Source organism: Erwinia persicina NBRC 102418, assembly GCF_001571305.1.
Classification (GTDB): Bacteria; Pseudomonadota; Gammaproteobacteria; order Enterobacterales; family Enterobacteriaceae; genus Erwinia; species Erwinia persicina.
This window is the reverse complement of sequence record NZ_BCTN01000005.1, coordinates 84,071-100,932: the sequence shown is the minus strand read 5'-3', so window position 1 is coordinate 100,932 and position 16,862 is coordinate 84,071. Positions and strand designations below refer to the sequence as shown.

At 54.3% G+C, this 16,862-nt stretch carries 12 protein-coding genes and 1 pseudogene; 10 read left to right on the top strand and 3 right to left on the bottom strand.

Annotation, left to right across the window (positions count from 1 at the left end; genetic code table 11):
* Positions 1-7 precede the first annotated feature (7 nt).
* Positions 8-1,111, bottom strand: a complete 1,104-nt coding sequence (locus tag EPE01S_RS07435) for an ABC transporter ATP-binding protein (protein ID WP_062743974.1) — start codon at positions 1,109-1,111, stop codon at positions 8-10.
* Between the two features lie 849 nt (positions 1,112-1,960).
* On the opposite strand from EPE01S_RS07435, the gene EPE01S_RS07430 reads away from it, so the two are divergent.
* Both EPE01S_RS07430 and EPE01S_RS07425 read left to right on the top strand, forming a co-directional pair.
* Complete coding sequence (locus EPE01S_RS07430; protein WP_062743972.1) at positions 1,961-5,176, top strand: autotransporter outer membrane beta-barrel domain-containing protein; 3,216 nt, start codon at positions 1,961-1,963, stop codon at positions 5,174-5,176.
* A 65-nt stretch (positions 5,177-5,241) separates the two neighbouring features.
* On the top strand, positions 5,242-5,703 hold the full coding sequence (locus EPE01S_RS07425; RefSeq protein ID WP_162901002.1) for a CaiF/GrlA family transcriptional regulator: 462 nt from the start codon (positions 5,242-5,244) through the stop codon (positions 5,701-5,703).
* Here the strand turns inward: EPE01S_RS07425 and EPE01S_RS07420 are convergent.
* Positions 5,698-6,342, bottom strand: coding sequence for a hypothetical protein (locus tag EPE01S_RS07420; RefSeq protein ID WP_062743968.1), 645 nt, complete (start codon positions 6,340-6,342; stop codon positions 5,698-5,700). The genes EPE01S_RS07425 and EPE01S_RS07420 overlap by 6 nt on opposite strands.
* Before the next feature lie 130 nt (positions 6,343-6,472).
* Positions 6,473-7,057 (bottom strand): HD domain-containing protein, encoded by a 585-nt coding sequence (locus EPE01S_RS07415; RefSeq protein WP_062743967.1) that lies wholly within the window; start codon positions 7,055-7,057, stop codon positions 6,473-6,475.
* A gap of 61 nt (positions 7,058-7,118) precedes the next feature.
* Between EPE01S_RS07415 and EPE01S_RS07410 the strand changes: the two genes are divergently transcribed.
* The 8 genes and pseudogenes from EPE01S_RS07410 (at position 7,119) to dppF (ending at position 16,593) form a co-directional block, all read left to right on the top strand.
* The gene (locus EPE01S_RS07410; protein WP_062744133.1) at positions 7,119-7,577 is read left to right on the top strand and encodes a MarR family winged helix-turn-helix transcriptional regulator; all 459 of its coding nucleotides are present in this window, start codon (positions 7,119-7,121) and stop codon (positions 7,575-7,577) included.
* A 92-nt stretch (positions 7,578-7,669) separates the two neighbouring features.
* Complete coding sequence (locus EPE01S_RS07405; RefSeq protein WP_062743965.1) at positions 7,670-8,098, top strand: organic hydroperoxide resistance protein; 429 nt, start codon at positions 7,670-7,672, stop codon at positions 8,096-8,098.
* Positions 8,099-8,384: 286 nt separating this feature from the next.
* Complete coding sequence (gene eptB / locus EPE01S_RS07400) at positions 8,385-10,061, top strand: kdo(2)-lipid A phosphoethanolamine 7''-transferase (RefSeq protein WP_062743963.1); 1,677 nt, start codon at positions 8,385-8,387, stop codon at positions 10,059-10,061.
* Positions 10,062-10,862: 801 nt separating this feature from the next.
* Complete coding sequence (gene dppA / locus EPE01S_RS07395) at positions 10,863-12,473, top strand: dipeptide ABC transporter periplasmic-binding protein DppA (RefSeq protein WP_062743962.1); 1,611 nt, start codon at positions 10,863-10,865, stop codon at positions 12,471-12,473.
* Between the two features lie 203 nt (positions 12,474-12,676).
* Positions 12,677-13,696: a dipeptide ABC transporter permease DppB gene (dppB, locus tag EPE01S_RS07390; RefSeq protein ID WP_062743961.1), complete on the top strand. Its 1,020-nt coding sequence runs from the start codon at positions 12,677-12,679 to the stop codon at positions 13,694-13,696.
* A gap of 9 nt (positions 13,697-13,705) precedes the next feature.
* Positions 13,706-14,607, top strand: a pseudogene (gene dppC, locus EPE01S_RS07385) (dipeptide ABC transporter permease DppC).
* An 8-nt stretch (positions 14,608-14,615) separates the two neighbouring features.
* Positions 14,616-15,602 (top strand): dipeptide ABC transporter ATP-binding protein, encoded by a 987-nt coding sequence (dppD, locus tag EPE01S_RS07380; RefSeq protein ID WP_062743960.1) that lies wholly within the window; start codon positions 14,616-14,618, stop codon positions 15,600-15,602.
* Positions 15,592-16,593: a dipeptide ABC transporter ATP-binding subunit DppF gene (gene dppF / locus EPE01S_RS07375; RefSeq protein WP_062743959.1), complete on the top strand. Its 1,002-nt coding sequence runs from the start codon at positions 15,592-15,594 to the stop codon at positions 16,591-16,593. Before dppD ends, dppF begins: the two co-directional genes overlap by 11 nt.
* Positions 16,594-16,862: the final 269 nt, after the last annotated feature.

Here is a 16,862-nt window from a genome sequence, read left to right as displayed (position 1 = left end):
ATGATGATTAAACAGCATATTTTTGTTCTGACGGTAAAGCGGTCTGTTCCGCACCGTAGCAGCGTTTGCCGCTGGCGGTGACGAAGAAATAGTGCCGGGAGGCTGACCACTGCAGCCCGACCAGGCTGTGTTCACTGAAACGCCTCATGCCGGCGACCTTGACGGTGATCGGCTCCCGGCAGGCGGCGATCTGACAAACCAGCAGGGTGTCGGCTCCCATATATTCGTAGCTGATGACCCGGGCGGTGAGCGCCGCCCGGTCGGCAGCGGTCAGCTGAATATCTTCCGCGCGCAGCCCCAGGCTCAGGGCCTCTTCATGGCGGTGCTCCACCACCGGGATCGGCATTTCTCCAAGGTAATGGTGCTGGCCCTCGCGCCGGAGCGGAATGATATTCATCGGAGGCGCGCCAATGAACTGTGCGGCAAAAATGCTGGCGGGGTTGTTGTAAAGATTATCCGGGGTGTCGTGCTGTTCGATAGCGCCGTCGTTCAGCAAAATAATCTTATCGGCCATGCTCATGGCTTCAGTTTGATCGTGAGTGACGTACAGCATCGTCAGGCCGAGCTTCTTCTGTAGGGCGCGAATTTCGCGGCGCATGCTCTGGCGTAGCTTGGCGTCCAGGTTAGAGAGCGGCTCATCCATCAGACACAGTTTATTGTTGGCGATCACCGCACGGCCCAGCGCCACGCGCTGCTGCTGCCCGCCTGACAGCTGGGACGGCAGCCGGTCAAGCAGCGGTGCCAGCTCCATCAGGCGGCTGACTTCCTCCAGACGCGCGGGGAAATGACGCTTGTCTTCGCCACGGGCGCGCAGGCCAAACAGCAGATTTTCCCGCACGTTAAGGTGGGGGAAGAGCGCATAAGACTGGAACACCATCGACAGCTTACGCTGCGATGGCGGCAGGGTGGTGACATCGGTCTGCTGAAAGCAGATAGCGCCACTGTCGGCAGACTCCAGTCCGGCGATGGTACGCAACAGGGTCGACTTGCCGCAGCCGGAAGGCCCGAGGAGCGCGATAAAATCGCCTTCTGCCACCCCGAAGCTGATGTCGTTGAGCGCGGTTTTGCTGCCCCAGGCTTTGTGAATATGGTGAAGAGAGAGATAGCTCATACCCGCTGTGCATCTTTGCAATAATAAGTGGGCTTACGCTAGCGGGGCGGAATGACGTTTTTATTAACGGTGGATGACGCTTGTAAGACAGGAAGCATCAGGCCTGGCCGGATGAGGGGGCAGACGGCCTGAAACGGCCAAATTTTCTATTTTTTATTATTGGTATGAATAAAAGTAAATCCTTTTCCCTGTGCTGGAATATTATAATTTCTGTCTCTTTTTTTAGTGCGCAAAATAGCACGCGAACGTTAAGAGTGCATGGTGTGGGATTCTGGCCCGAAGGTTTTTTTGCGGGAAATAGCTTTTTTTATGATTTGTTCTGATGATAAAGGTGGCTGTTGTGCCTATTTATGTTCTTTTGCCGTTAGTGCTTAATATGCCGGAAAGGTCAGTTTATCCTGATATTGAAATGAGTAGGGATAACCAGGAGAGTCTGTTTTTTTTGCGATTATTTTATCATGTTATTTTTTTACGATACGTTCACCTGCCCTTTTTTAAGCGTATATTCTTTTTTAATGCATTTTAATAAACTATTTATTTTTATTTTATGCTGTTGAGTGGCCTGTTAGTTGATTGCCTTATCGATTAATAAAATTTATCGAAATGATCATTTATTGTCACTTTACATTAATTACCTGCAGTCCACAGACTTCTTCATACTCTATCTTATTTAAAGAGGCCATTAAGACTCAGTATAACGATTCCCGTAAATTATATTGCGTCATTACCTGTCACTGAAATAGCGATTATTTCTGGTGTGGAAGACTTTGCTTTAAATAAATGGATGAGCAAAAGCAGCTGCCAGTGAGGCGACTGTTTAATTGTTTTTTATAAAAAGGAATTGCAGTGATGAAAAAAAACAGTTTCAGGCTGAGTGCACTGACGGTCTCCGTTATCGTTGGTATGAGTAGTGCTGCTTTCGCCGCCGGCGTAACGCCCGCCGTAAAAGATATCACCGCACTAAGCCATAACGGCCAGGGTCAGTACACCGGCGGGGGCTCAGTCTTTATTGGTGGCGATAACCTGACCGTGGTTAACAACACGCTGACCGGTTCCCGCTGGGTGAATATCAACCCGCACACGCCGGGATTTGAAGCCCTGCTGAACAGCAGCGGTTATAAAGGTTACATGGATGCCAGTGCAGCCAGCCTGCAGGGCGACGTAAATTATCTGATCAATGAAGACGATCAACGTGCACTGCACGGTGAACGTCAGGCCCATGCCGTCAGCCAGAACGGCTATTCGGTGCCGGTTGGCGTTGTTAACGGTCTGAAAATGGGCACGGCCGATCAGCGATATCAGAAAACGCAGTCCGTTACGCTTTACCAGCGTGATGCGGCGGGGGTTATCCAGTATAAGAAAAATGCAGATGACACCTTCGTGCTGGATCCGAGTGGCAATAAAATCCCTCTAACCGTGACCTCCTCCCTGGTACTTGATCGCAATTCGGATGTTTACCTCAAGCCGGTGACCAGCGTGGGCGGCGATTTTGGCCTGCTGAATGCGGCGATCTATTCTAAAGTGGTTAGCCTGCAGAATGATGTTACTGCGGCGGTTGCCGTTAACGGTGATCTGCAGGAGAACACCGGCAATCAGCGCGCCCGCGATGTGCTGGTAATGAAAAATACCACCATCGACAACACCCTGGATAAAGATGCCGTGCCCGTGGGCGCTTCCGGAATCAATGGTGACCAGCACGGTGATGAGCACACATATAGTGAGCGTCCGTTTGCCACCGGCCTGAGCATCAACAGCAGCAGCGTCAACCATCAGTTTGATAAAGACGGACAGGTCGTCTCGTCCGGCGTGTTGACTCATCAGGTCGCCAGTTCGGCCAACGTGGTGCTGGATAATGCCCAGATTACGGCAAAAAACATCGCCGCCGTACGCTCTGATGACAACAATAACGGCAGTCATCGTGGTGACGCCTACGACCGTTATGCTGATAAGCGTTCCACGGCAGTGGCGATTACCGGTTCTGGACTGTTTGTCTCTATCGCCAACCAGTCTACCCTCTCCGGTGGGGTAAACCATGCCGGTAATGCCCTGAGCCTGTCCGGCCATGCCAACCGTGTTGATGTGAATCATTCAACGCTCAATGGTAACGTCCAGTTGGATCATGACGGCTATCGCCCGACCATCACCGTGACGGTGGTGCGGGACAGCAAGACCGGCCATTACATCGCCAGTGGTGCGGCCGTGGCTAACAACAGCCTGCTTAACCGTGAGCATAACGGCACCACCCTGAACATCGCCAATAACAGCGTGGTTAATGGCGATATTACGGCTTCTGGCCAGACGGGGTACTTCGTACAACTGGTTGACGTGACGGCGTCGGATGCGCCGGTGACGCTGACCGGGGACGTGATCACCGGTTCCAGCTCGGCGACGGCGATTTACAAAAATGCTGTCAGCAGCGCTAATCAGACGCTGCTGGCCAACGCCGGTGCCGCCTGGACGCCAGCGACCGTTAACCTCAACCACAGTACCCTGAATGGCCGCGTGGCGGGTATTACCTCTGTCGCGCAGCCTGATTTCATTGTGGGGGGCACCGATGTGTTGTCCCGCCATCCGGATTTGAACGTCACTAACGGTTCCGTATGGAATGCAGCAGCAACGGCAGAGGGTGGCCTGGCAATCAGCGACGTGCACGATCTGAATCTCTCCGCTTCCACGCTGAACATGATCAACATGGAAACTGACAATGCGACACTGGGTGACCGTGGCCGCTATGAAGATGTCGGCGCAGCGCGCGTTGTGGTGCACGGTAACCTGATGCAGGGTAAAGACAGCCAGGGCAACAATCTGACATCACTGATTAATATCGGTAAGGCGGTGGCCGATCCGCTGCTGAACCTGGGCGGTGAGTACACCTATGGTTCGATGCAGGTGAAAGGATCTGCGCAGGGCTCCTACAAGCTGGCTATCGCTAACTCGGGCGTGGAACCCTACGTGAAACAGGGATATATCGCCGATCGCGGTGACAAAAATGCGGCCAGCAAGTACAACCCGCACAGTTTTGTTAACTATCAGGCCAGCGGTAGCAATGCCCACTTCTACGGACGCACCGAAATGGGTGTCTGGCAGTATGATGCGGTCGATCAGTTAAATGACAGCGTGCACAACGAACATAATGTGTACTTCAAAAATAATGGTCACCTGTCGAACAGCGCTGCTACGGCGTTAAGTATGGCGGCATCTCAGGTAAATGTGGCCAGCCTGGAAAATGAAGCGTTATCCCAGCATATGAAAGCCTCACGTCACGCGATGGACGATGGGGGTGTCTGGGTTTCTTACTTTGGCGGTAAGAGCAAAAATACCACCAGCGCAGGGGCAGACTACTCTCTGGATACCAACGGCGTCATGTTGGGTGTGGATAACCTCTTTGATGCCAAAAATGGCGGCAGCTGGTTAGCAGGCCTGGCGTTCTCTTCTGCACGTTCAGATATGAGCGTAATGAACAGCAGCGGCGACCTGGACAGCTACGGTGCGCAGTTCTATCTGTCCCGTCACTTTGACAATGGTCTCTTTGTCGATACCACCGCGCAGTTTGACCACTTCAGTAACAGCGGTGACGCCCGCACGCTGGATGGTCAGCGTTCACGTTCTGATTTCTCGGGCAACGGCTACGGTCTGGGTATGGCCGTGGGTTACACCTGGGCTGATAACGGTTACTTCGCAGAACCCTATATCAAAGCCACCGGCCGGACGATTGATGGTGCCCACTACACCATGAACAACGGGATGGTGGTTAACAGTGATGACTACAAATCGCTGCAGGGTGAGATTGGTGCTGACGTGGGGTACACCTTTGATATTAATCAGGGTTACATCAAACCTTATTTCCACCTGGCGGGTCTGAACGAATTTGCTGACAGCAATGAAGTGAAGCTGAATAACGTCACCATGAACAACAGCATTGATGGTGCGGCGGTTCAGGTGGGGGCAGGTGCCGAGGTGAAACTGATGAAGGATGTCGGTGGTTTCGCCAGCTTCAACTATACCAAAGGCGATGACATTGAGCGTCCGTGGCAGGCAAACGTAGGGATCAGTTACTCCTGGTGATTGCCTGTTAATTTTCCCCGCCTTGGGTCTGAGGCGGGGACTTTCCGGCTATGGATGGCAACTATATGATGAAAAAGGTCGTAGCGTCGGCGCATAAGCAGCAAGAGAAAGTCGTCAAAACTGTCTCACAAAGTAACCATGATGGCGGGCTCATTCCTGAAGAGCTGAGTGAATATGCTGACAGGCCGCTTTATATCCTGATCGCGCTGTGGTGCCGCCATCAGCATAAATGGATAGACCGCAAACAAATCTCCACCGCGTTTGCGATCACCGAACGCCGTGCTTCCTTCCTGATGTCTTACATTATCCGTAAAAATGAGATTATTCATTGCCAGACGCGTAAAACTAAAGCGAAGGGCTCACGCCATCTGTGTCATGAGATCCTCATTGAAAAGGTCTTTTTAGCGCCTGAAAACGGAAAAAAGACCCCTGAAAATCAAGCCAGTTCTAAGCGCCGTCCGCGTGAAAATACCTGTCGTCACGAAATGCGCTGGCTACTCAGCCGCGTAATATCCGGTAAATCATAACGTGGTGTCAGGTGCGGTCCGTGAGTGCCTGACGTTGTGCTTTCCCTGCCACAGGTAACTGAGCGTGGCAAACAGGCACAGGGAATACCCCAGCAGCTCACTCCCTTCTTCCGCCATGTTTTTAACCGTACGGTTATAGCCTTCCAGCATCAGGTGTTCCCACAGTTGATGCATACCAAACAGACGGGAGAACACCAGGATGGTTAGCATGCCGGCGGCCATTACGCCCCATGCCGGGTGTGACATAAAGGCTGCCAGGCCAGCGACGATGCCGCGCGGTTGTCGCAATGCCTGAGCAAGGCAGGCCAGCGCCAGTGCCAGTGCAAACCAGAACCAGCTGCCGTGCGTAATCTTATCAAACAAAAAATCCAGCTCGCGGATCAACATGCAACTGAAGAAACCGCCTACCAGCACCATCACCGGGCGCTGTACCGGGGAACGCCAGGCACGGTGAAAGAACATCAGCGCGATCGCCGCCAGCATTGTTTCCTGAGCGATTTCCGTGAATGAGGTTTCATGGAGGGCATTGTTCATCCAGACAATATCAATAAATACCAGCCCCATCATGATACTGAGGAACAGGGCGGCCCCTAAGAATGCGAGTGTTTTATTTTTTATTATTGTTAAGTCAGTAGACATGTTGCCTCCCAGTGATTAATTGGGGGGCAATGATAGGGATGTTATCTGGCAGAACTAGCCATTTTATGCGGTTGTTGTTACTACCGCACATAATGTCACGCATTGCATGACTTTTAATATTAACCGGTTGTTATATATTGTATTTTTTTTCCTGTTTTTCAAACCACTCGCCAGCGACATGCCAGGGCGCATGCTGCAGCTGCGCGATCCCCTGTTCGATGACCTGGTCTGCCATCTGGTGCAGGGTGGCATTGCCGTCGGTTAACAGGCGAATTTGTACTCGTTTTTCAATCAGATAGACGCGCGCAAAATGCGGGTCGAAGTGAACAATGGAGCGCGTATTGTCGATAATATCAGCCAGCTTAATGGTCTGCGCATCGGCAGAGGCCTGCTGGGTATGGCGAAAATGAGCCACTTTGCGTGCCGTGCGGTTCTGCCCGGTGGTGGCACCTTTGTTGGTCAGCATCCCGACCAGCGATGCCACCCTTTCACCGAAGTGGGTGCGGATATCCTCCAGCGTACTGGGGGTATCCTCAACGGTATCGTGCAGCCATGCGGCGGCCAGCATCTCTTCATCGTCACTGACGCTGCGCACCAGTTCAACTACGGCGGCCGGATGCACTATATAGGGTTCATCGGTATACTTTCGTCGCTGCCCGGCTTCGGCATGGGCTTTACTGGCATAGCGCTGTGCCTGTTCTTCCAGTGTCTGCATATTACACTCCCTGATAATAAAGTTGCTTGCAAATATATAGCGCACTATTTATATTATGGCGATGACTACAGATAAAGATGACAAAAAAGCGGCGGATGCGCCACTGTTGCTCGATCAGCAGATGTGCTTCGCCCTTTACTCCGCTAACCTGGCGCTGCATAAGCTCTACCGTCAGCTGCTGGCTCCGCTGGAGATCACCTATCCTCAGTACCTGGTGATGATGGTGCTGTGGGAGCGTGATGACGTGACGGTATCGGAAATCGGAGAGCGGCTGTTTCTTGACTCCGCGACCCTGACCCCGCTGCTGAAGCGTCTGGAGACGGCGGGCCTGTTACATCGCCTCCGCTCCCGTAAAGATGAACGGCAGGTGGTGGTCACTCTGACCGACGCCGGGCGTGAACTGCGCATGAAAGCGCTGGATATTCCCGAGTCAGTCCGCTGTGCTTCGGCCTGTGAGCTGGAGACACTTCAGTCCCTGAAGGGCGAACTGGAAATACTCCGCGACAACCTTAACCGCTGACGGCGGTGAAGGTTGCGCATGATGCTATGCTTGAATCATATATATAGTACGCGATTTAATAGCTCGTTAAATAAACTAACAGGAAGCTCACCATGTCTTTAGAAAAAGTTGTATACCGTGCAAAAGCAAAAGCCACCGGTGGCCGTGAAGGCCGTGCGACCTCCTCCGACGGCGTGCTGGATCTCCAGCTTGGCCTGCCAAAAGAGATGGGCGGGGCAGGCGGTAACGTCACTAACCCGGAACAGCTGTTCGCTGCCGGCTACTCGGCCTGTTTCCTCGGGGCGATGAAGTTTGTTGCCGGGCGTGACAAACTGGCCATGCCAAAAGACGCGTTCGTAGAAGGCGAAGTGGGTATCGGCCCGTTGCCAACCGGTTTTGGCATTGAAGCCACGCTGAACATCCACCTGCCGGGCATGGACAGCGCCGACGCCCAGAAACTGGTTGATGCGGCTCATATCGTTTGCCCTTACTCTAATGCCACCCAGGGCAATATCGACGTGACGTTAACGATTATCAACTAACGCCCCTGACCGGGGTTACGGCCCCGGTTACTTTCCCTTCCCGGATCTTCCCTGTTCAGCCCCCCCTCTGGGCTTAACCGTAAAATGCCTAAATTTTCGTTGTTCACAGACTAACGTCCCTGAGTATGGTTAACTATGCCCCCAACTTTTCTTATCAGATTCCTCTGGTTATGAGCGGCCTTAAGGTTTATCGGCGTTATTACCGAACTCTGAGGCGGTGCCAGGGTCTGATTAGCGTTCAGATCGTGTTAGCACTCGTTTAGGTTACGCCAGGATTAAAGGTCGAATGAATTCTATTAAAATGTATTCCCAGCAAAAGTTGTCGCTGTTGCTGGCTTTCTACGTCGGACTGTTTTTGAATCTTCCGGTGTTTTATCGTCGATTTAGTCCCTTTTTCGATAAATTTCACATCATGCAGTGGCTGTCTGCGCTGGCAGAAGGGATGGCGGCCGTACTGCTGACGTTCTTCCTGTTTCGCCTGCTGTCGCTGGGTGGAAAATGGTTCTGGCGGATAACCGCCACGCTGCTGGTAGTGGTTTCCGTTTCTGCCAGTTACTACATGGCCTTCTTTAATGTGGTGATTGGCTATGGCATTGTCGCCTCGGTGATGACCACGGACACCGATCTGTCGAAAGAGGTGGTGGGTTACCACTTTATTCTCTGGATGGTGCTGGTCAGTCTGCCGCCGCTGGTGCTGATCTGGTGGAGCAGCCTGCGCATGACGCTGCTGGAACAGCTTAAAACGCCGGGCCAGCGCATAAAGCCGTTGCTGACGTTGCTGCTGGCCCTGCTACTGACCTGGGGGCCTATCCGCTATTTCGATAAAATCCAGAGCGCCAATGAGAAGATCACCAACGTTGATCTGCCGAGCTATGGCGGCGTGGTGGCACACTCCTATCTGCCGTCTAACTGGCTGAGTGCGGTAGGGCTGTTTGCCTACACCACCTATGATGAGCGGATGGACAGCGGAAACCTGCTCGATCCGGCGAAAAAATTCACCTATAACGCACCAGAAGGGCTGGATGACACCTACGTGGTGTTTGTTATTGGTGAAACCACGCGCTGGGATCATATGGGCCTGCTGGGCTACGAGCGTGATAACACGCCGAAGCTGTCGAAGGAGAAAAACCTGGTGGCGTTCCGTGGGGAGTCCTGCGATACCTCGACCAAGCTCTCCCTGCGCTGCATGTTCGTGCGCGAAGGCGGTACCATGGATAACCCTGGCCGCACGCTGAAGGAGCAGAATGTCTTTGCGGTGCTGAAGGAGCTGGGCTTTAGCTCCGATCTCTTCGCCATGCAGAGTGAGGTGTGGTTCTATAACAACACCGACGCTGACAGCTACGCCTTCCGCGAGCAGATTGGTTCAGAGAAGCGCAACCAGGGGAAATCAGTGGATGACATGCTGCTGATCCCGGAGCTGAAGGCCTCTATTGACGATCACCCTAAGGGTAAACACCTGGTGATCCTGCATACCAAAGGCTCACATTACTTATACTCTCAGCGTTATCCGCGCGAGTTCGCCCGTTACCAGCCGGAGTGCCTGGGCGTGGACGATACCTGCAGTAAAGAGATGCTGATCAACGCGTATGACAACTCGATTCTGTATGTCGATACGATGCTGGACAGCGTCTATGACCAGCTGCGCGATAAGAAAGCGATCGTGTTCTATGCTGCCGACCACGGCGAGTCCATCAGCGAAAACATGCACCTGCACGGAACGCCACGCAATATGGCGCCGCCAGAGCAGTTCCGCGTGCCGATGATTGTCTGGGCTTCAGATAAGTACCTGGCTGATCCGACGAACAAACGCGCCTTCGAACAGCTACAGGCAGAACAGAAGGCGGGCAAAACGCATCGTCATGTTGAGCTGTTTGACACCATCATGGGATGCCTGGGCTATACGTCACCGGACGGTGGGATTAAGCAGGCGAACAACTGGTGTGCGGACCCGAAAAAACCGTAACCGTTACAGGGGACGACCGGCAAAAGGTCGTCCCCTGAGCTCCCCCCTTCTTTATTCCCTCCCTGATGCCCGAGCGGCAAAAGACGCCTCCCTGCGTGCCCAGCCCCCTCAAACATGCTTACCCGCAGTGGTGGTTTACATCGCCAGGGTATGACGTTCTTACCGGCCCCTGCCGAATAATCTGCTGCCGCTCAGCCCTGGGGAACGGGGATTTATCGAGAAATCTCTCCTGTAAAACGGCATAAAAGCCTTATCCCACCTGCGATAAATCACTTAATTCGCGTCGCGTTTTTCTTATGACCGATTGTGGCTTGTTGCTCATTACTTATCTCTACGTTGCAGCATTTTTATCTATAAGTTAGCCATATAGCCCACTTTATCGGGTAATAATCGACTTTTTGTGGATTATTTTTTGGGTTTTTTCCCGACGCGATGTGCTGCTCTGGCGACAGTAAGCCAGGGTTTAATGTGGTTAAGATCACATTTAATAACGTTTAACACTGGAAATGTTATTGAATTGTTTTTTTTATATTTGCTTGCTGTTTCTCACAGAAAGAGTAAATACCCGACACTTGTATTGACGTTCCCTGAAACTATTGACAAATTGAACCCTCAGTACAAAAGGTAAGGGGATTTGTCTGATAGTTTCATTTCGTCAGCATCTCTCTGATCCTGTCCTTTTGACTGATGCCGCAAGGCGCCACGCACAGACCACCTAAAAAAATTATCGGTCGGCGTGAATACCCGGCAACACATTGCCGGGTAACGCACACAACATCACATCACTACTGGAGCATAAGCATGAGTATTTCCCTGGCTAAATCCGGGATGCTGAAGGTCGGTCTCAGCGCCATCGCGCTGTTAATGGCTACAGGTGTTCAGGCGAAGACCCTGGTTTACTGTTCTGAAGGTTCGCCTGAAGGTTTTAACCCACAGTTATTTACCTCTGGCACCACTTATGACGCTAGCTCGCGTCAGATCTATAACCGTCTGGTGGAATTCACCATCGGAACCACGGAATTACACCCCGGGCTGGCGGAAAAATGGGATGTGAGTGCAGACGGGAAAACCTATACCTTCCACCTGCGCAAAGGCGTGAAGTGGCAGACCACCAAAGACTTTAAACCGACGCGCGATTTCAACGCTGACGATGTGGTGTTTACCTTCGAACGCCAGCTGGATAAAAACAACAAATATCACGGCGTTTCCGGCGGCAGCTACGAGTATTTCGAAGGCATGGACATGCCTGCGCTTATCAGCAAAATTGTTAAGGTTGATGACAATACGGTGCGTTTCGAACTTACCCGCCCTGAGTCACCGTTCCTCGCTGACCTGGGGATGGACTTTGCGTCGATCCTGTCAGCAGAATACGCCGACAATATGCTGAAAGCGGGTACCCCGGAAAAAGTGGATCTGAACCCGGTGGGAACCGGCCCGTTCCAGCTGCTGCAGTACCAGAAAGATTCCCGCATTCTGTATAAAGCGAACGCAGAATACTGGGGCACCAAGCCGAAGATTGACCGTCTGGTGTTCTCTATCACCCCGGATGCTTCCGTGCGCTACGCCAAAATGCAAAAAGGCGAATGTCAGGTGATGCCGTACCCGAACCCGGCTGATATCGCACGTATGAAGCAGGACAAAAATATTAACCTGCTGGAGCAGCCTGGCCTGAACGTCGGCTATCTGTCGTTTAACGTTGAGAAAAAACCGCTGGATAACCTGAAAGTCCGTCAGGCGCTGACCATGTCAGTAAACAAGAAAGCGATTATCGAAGCGGTCTACCAGGGCGCAGGGCAGGAAGCGAAAAACCTGATCCCACCGACCATGTGGGGCTATAACGACGCCGTTCAGGACTACCCGTACGATCCGGTCAAAGCGAAAGCGCTGCTGAAAGAAGCCGGTATGGCTGACGGGTTCACTATTGACCTGTGGGCGATGCCGGTACAGCGTCCTTACAACCCGAATGCGCGCCGCATGGCAGAGATGATCCAGAGCGACTGGGCGAAGATTGGCGTAAAAGCCAAAATCGTCACCTACGAGTGGGGCGAGTACCTGAAGCGTGCTAAAGCCGGTGAACACCAGACCGTAATGATGGGCTGGACCGGTGACAACGGGGACCCGGATAACTTCTTCGCCACCCTGTTCAGCTGCGCTGCGGCGAAAGACGGTTCGAACTATTCGCGCTGGTGTGACAAGTCGTTTGAAGATCTGATCCAGCCTGCACGTGCGACCGACGATCACAACAAGCGTATCGAACTGTACAAGCAGGCTCAGGTGGTCATGCACGATCAGGCCCCTGCACTGATTGTTGCCCACTCCACGGTGTATGAGCCGGTGAGCAAAAAAGTCTCCGGCTATGTTGTCGATCCGCTGGGTGGTCACTACTTCGCTCAGGTCGATATCAAGGAATAATGTTACGGGCCGGGCTGTCCGGCTCTGATAACTTTCCCCAGGGCCGGGTCTTCCCCGGCCCTTTTGCCAGGATGCAAACAGGTCGTCAAGGCGCAGTTCGCTGCGTCGCGGGTGGATGTCCCCTGCGGATATTCGCGCGCAAGATGTGAGCAATAATAATCCTGTCGGTTACGGCTGGCAGGAACTAAAAGAGAATACGGAATATGTTGCAGTTCATACTCCGACGCTTGGGTCTTGTTATCCCAACGTTTATCGGTATCACCCTGTTAACCTTTGCGTTTGTTCATATGATCCCCGGCGATCCGGTGATGATTATGGTGGGCGAGCGCGGTATTTCCCCGGAACGTCACGCCCAGTTAATGGCCCAGCTCGGTCTGGATCAGCCTCTCTGGCAGCAGTACCTCACTTATATCAAAGGCGTTCTGCACGGCGACCTCGGTATGTCACTGAAAAGTCGCGTACCGGTGTGGGACGAATTTGTCCCGCGCTTTAAGGCCACGCTTGAGCTGGGCATCTGCGCCATGCTGTTCGCCGTTGCCGTCGGTATCCCGGTCGGCGTGCTGGCAGCCGTTAAACGCGGTTCCATCTTTGACCATACGGCCGTGGGGATCTCCCTGACCGGTTACTCGATGCCGATTTTCTGGTGGGGCATGATGCTGATCATGCTGGTTTCGGTGCAGCTTAATCTGACCCCGGTTTCCGGGCGCATCGGGGACACGGTGTTCCTTGATGACACCATGCCACTGACCGGCTTTATGCTGATCGACACCCTGTTCTGGGGCGAACCCGGCGATTTCAACGATGCCGTGATGCATATGATCCTGCCGGCCATCGTGCTGGGCACTATCCCGCTGGCGGTGATTGTGCGTATGACGCGCTCGGCGATGCTGGAAGTCTTGGGCGAGGACTATATCCGTACCGCACGCGCTAAGGGACTGACCCCGATGCGGGTCATTGTGGTCCACGCGCTGCGCAATGCCATGCTGCCGGTCGTCACGGTGATTGGTCTTCAGGTCGGTACGCTGCTGGCAGGTGCCATCCTGACGGAAACCATCTTCTCCTGGCCAGGCCTGGGGCGCTGGTTAATCGACGCACTGCAGCGCCGCGACTACCCGGTTGTGCAGGGTGGGGTACTGATGGTGGCCACGTTGATTATCGTCGTCAACCTGCTGGTCGACGTGCTTTACGGCGTGGTTAATCCACGCATTCGTCATAAGAAATAAGGGGCCAACATGTCTGTTGTGGATCCAGGTAGCGTTAACGCTGCACCCAAGCCGATGACCCCGTTACAGGAATTCTGGCACTACTTTAAGCGTAACAAAGGCGCGGTAATCGGCCTGGTGTACGTGGTTGTGATGATTTTCATCGCGGTCTTTGCCAGCGTGCTGGCACCTCATGCCCCGGCGGAGCAGTTCCGTGATGCGTTGCTGAAGCCTCCGGCCTGGCAGGAAGGCGGTAGCTGGCAGTATGTATTCGGCACGGATGACGTCGGCCGTGATGTGCTGTCGCGGCTGATGTACGGTGCCCGCCTGTCGCTGCTGGTCGGCTGTCTGGTGGTAGTGCTGTCACTGATCTTTGGCGTGATTTTTGGTCTGATTGCCGGCTATGTGGGCGGCGCGGTAGACGCAGCGATTATGCGTCTGGTCGATATTATGCTGGCGCTGCCAAGCCTGCTGCTGGCGCTGGTGCTGGTGGCTATCTTCGGCCCGTCGATTGTTAACGCCTCGATAGCGCTGACCTTTGTCGCCCTGCCGCACTATATTCGACTGACCCGTGCGGCGGTGCTGGTAGAAGTCACCCGCGACTACGTCACGGCTTCCCGCGTGGCCGGAGCGGGTGCCGTGCGTCAGATGTTCATTAATATCTTACCAAACTGCCTGGCACCGCTGATCGTGCAGGCGTCTCTCGGTTTTTCCAACGCGATCCTCGATATGGCCGCGCTGGGTTTCCTGGGTATGGGGGCACAACCGCCCACGCCGGAGTGGGCACCATGCTCTCCGACGTGTTGCAGTTTGCGCAGAGTGCCTGGTGGGTGGTCACCTTCCCGGGTGTTGCCATTCTGCTGACGGTACTGGCATTTAACCTGATGGGCGACGGTTTACGCGACGCTCTCGACCCGAAACTCAAACAGTAGGCGACGAGATGGCACTATTAACGGTAGATAAACTCTCGGTGCATTTCGGCGACGAAAAAGCACCGTTCCGCGCCGTCGACCGCATCAGCTATCAGGTTGAGCAGGGTCAGGTGGTGGGTATTGTCGGCGAGTCCGGCTCCGGTAAATCGGTCAGCTCGCTGGCGATTATGGGGCTGATTGATTACCCCGGCAAGGTGATGGCGGATAACCTGGTATTTAACCAGCGTGACCTGAAACGCATTTCGGAAAAAGAGCGCCGCCAGCTGGTGGGATCGGATGTGGCGATGATTTTCCAGGATCCGATGACCAGCCTTAACCCCTGCTACACGGTGGGCTTCCAGATCATGGAAGCCATCAAGGTGCATCAGGGCGGGAATAAGCGTACCCGCCGTCAGCGCGCCATTGACCTGCTGAACCAGGTGGGGATTCCCGATCCAGCGTCCCGTCTGGATGTCTATCCGCATCAGCTGTCCGGCGGCATGAGCCAGCGCGTGATGATCGCCATGGCGATTGCCTGCCGTCCCAAGCTGCTGATCGCTGACGAGCCCACTACGGCGCTCGACGTGACGATCCAGGCGCAGATCATTGAACTGCTGCTCGATCTGCAACGTCAGGAAAATATGGCGCTGATCCTGATCACCCACGATCTGGCGCTGGTGGCCGAAGCCGCACAGCACATTATCGTGATGTACGCCGGTCAGGTGGTAGAAACGGGTAAAGCGGTGGATATCTTTAAGGCCCCGCGCCATCCGTATACTCAGGCGCTGCTGCGTGCGCTGCCGGAGTTCGCGGTGGATAAAGCCCGGCTGGCGTCACTGCCGGGTGTCGTCCCCGGCAAGTACGACCGCCCGAACGGCTGTCTGCTCAACCCGCGCTGCCCGTATGCGCAGGATCGCTGTCGCAGCGAGGAACCGCCTTTACGTGATATTGCCGGGCGTCAGTCCAAATGTCATTTCCCACTGGATGATGCCGGGAGACCTGCTTATGAAGCCTGAACACGATAAACCGACCCTGCTGATGCAGGCCATCGATCTGAAGAAGCACTACCCGGTTAAAAAAGGCCTGTTCGGCCAGGAGCGGCTGGTCAAAGCGCTGGATGGTGTGTCATTTGACCTGGAACGCGGTAAAACACTGGCCGTGGTGGGCGAGTCCGGCTGCGGTAAGTCGACCCTGGGCCGCCTGCTGACGATGATCGAAACGCCAACCGAAGGGCAGCTGTTCTACCAGGGACAGGATCTGCTGAAGCACGATCCGGAAGCGGAGAAGCTGCGCCGTCAGAAAATCCAGATCGTTTTCCAGAACCCGTACGGTTCCCTGAATCCGCGTAAAAAGGTCAGCCAGATCCTGGAAGAGCCGTTGCTGATTAATACCCAACTGAGCAAAGCCGAGCGCCGGGAAAAAACGCTGGAGATGATGGCGAAGGTTGGTCTGAAGACCGAGCACTACGACCGCTACCCGCATATGTTCTCCGGCGGCCAGCGTCAGCGTATTGCCATTGCTCGCGGGCTGATGCTGGATCCGGACGTGCTGATCGCCGATGAGCCGGTTTCCGCGCTCGACGTCTCGGTGCGGGCGCAGGTGCTGAACCTGATGATGGATTTGCAGCAGGACCTCGGCCTCTCCTACGTGTTTATTTCTCATGACCTGTCGGTGGTCGAACATATTGCGGATGAAGTGATGGTGATGTACCTGGGCCGCTGCGTGGAGAAGGGAAGTAAGGAGCAGATCTTCTCAAACCCGCTGCACCCCTATACTCAGGCACTGCTGTCGGCCACGCCACGCCTTAACCCGGATGAGCGCCGCGAGCGCATCAAGCTGACCGGCGAGCTGCCCAGCCCGCTGAATCCGCCGCCGGGCTGTGCCTTTAACGCGCGCTGCCGCCGCCAGTTCGGCACCTGCGTGCAGCTCCAGCCGCAGCTGAAGACCTGGGGCGGACAGCAGGTCGCCTGCTTCGCCGTGGATCAGGATGAAAATCCCGGCGCTTAACCCCTGTGGGCAGGCCGGAAGAAAGGGTCGACCCCGACGGCTTAACCTATGACCCTGGCCCGCCCCCTGCCGTTCACCGTATCGCGCAGGGGCCGGGCTGCTTTTCCGGCCCGCCCGCTGTTACACATCGCATAAAATCCTTAAGCAAAATGCATCATTCCCTAACCACTGCTATGCTGTATAAAAAGTCTCCTTATCTGTCGTACTTAAGCCGAATCTGCAGGCGTCGAAGATTCGGTCTGTCACAGGGGCTTTTGCAAGAGACTTGT

What these genes read in the sequence shown, in the direction of transcription:
- EPE01S_RS07435 (WP_062743974.1), bottom strand. Translation starts at nt 1,111, where the DNA reads ATGAGCTATCTCTCTCTTCACCATATTCACAAAGCCTGGGGCAGCAAA.
- EPE01S_RS07430 (WP_062743972.1), top strand. Translation starts at nt 1,961, where the DNA reads ATGAAAAAAAACAGTTTCAGGCTGAGTGCACTGACGGTCTCCGTTATC.
- EPE01S_RS07425 (WP_162901002.1), top strand. Translation starts at nt 5,242, where the DNA reads ATGATGAAAAAGGTCGTAGCGTCGGCGCATAAGCAGCAAGAGAAAGTC.
- EPE01S_RS07420 (WP_062743968.1), bottom strand. Translation starts at nt 6,342, where the DNA reads ATGTCTACTGACTTAACAATAATAAAAAATAAAACACTCGCATTCTTA.
- EPE01S_RS07415 (WP_062743967.1), bottom strand. Translation starts at nt 7,057, where the DNA reads ATGCAGACACTGGAAGAACAGGCACAGCGCTATGCCAGTAAAGCCCAT.
- EPE01S_RS07410 (WP_062744133.1), top strand. Translation starts at nt 7,119, where the DNA reads ATGACTACAGATAAAGATGACAAAAAAGCGGCGGATGCGCCACTGTTG.
- EPE01S_RS07405 (WP_062743965.1), top strand. Translation starts at nt 7,670, where the DNA reads ATGTCTTTAGAAAAAGTTGTATACCGTGCAAAAGCAAAAGCCACCGGT.
- eptB (WP_062743963.1), top strand. Translation starts at nt 8,385, where the DNA reads ATGAATTCTATTAAAATGTATTCCCAGCAAAAGTTGTCGCTGTTGCTG.
- dppA (WP_062743962.1), top strand. Translation starts at nt 10,863, where the DNA reads ATGAGTATTTCCCTGGCTAAATCCGGGATGCTGAAGGTCGGTCTCAGC.
- dppB (WP_062743961.1), top strand. Translation starts at nt 12,677, where the DNA reads ATGTTGCAGTTCATACTCCGACGCTTGGGTCTTGTTATCCCAACGTTT.
- dppD (WP_062743960.1), top strand. Translation starts at nt 14,616, where the DNA reads ATGGCACTATTAACGGTAGATAAACTCTCGGTGCATTTCGGCGACGAA.
- dppF (WP_062743959.1), top strand. Translation starts at nt 15,592, where the DNA reads ATGAAGCCTGAACACGATAAACCGACCCTGCTGATGCAGGCCATCGAT.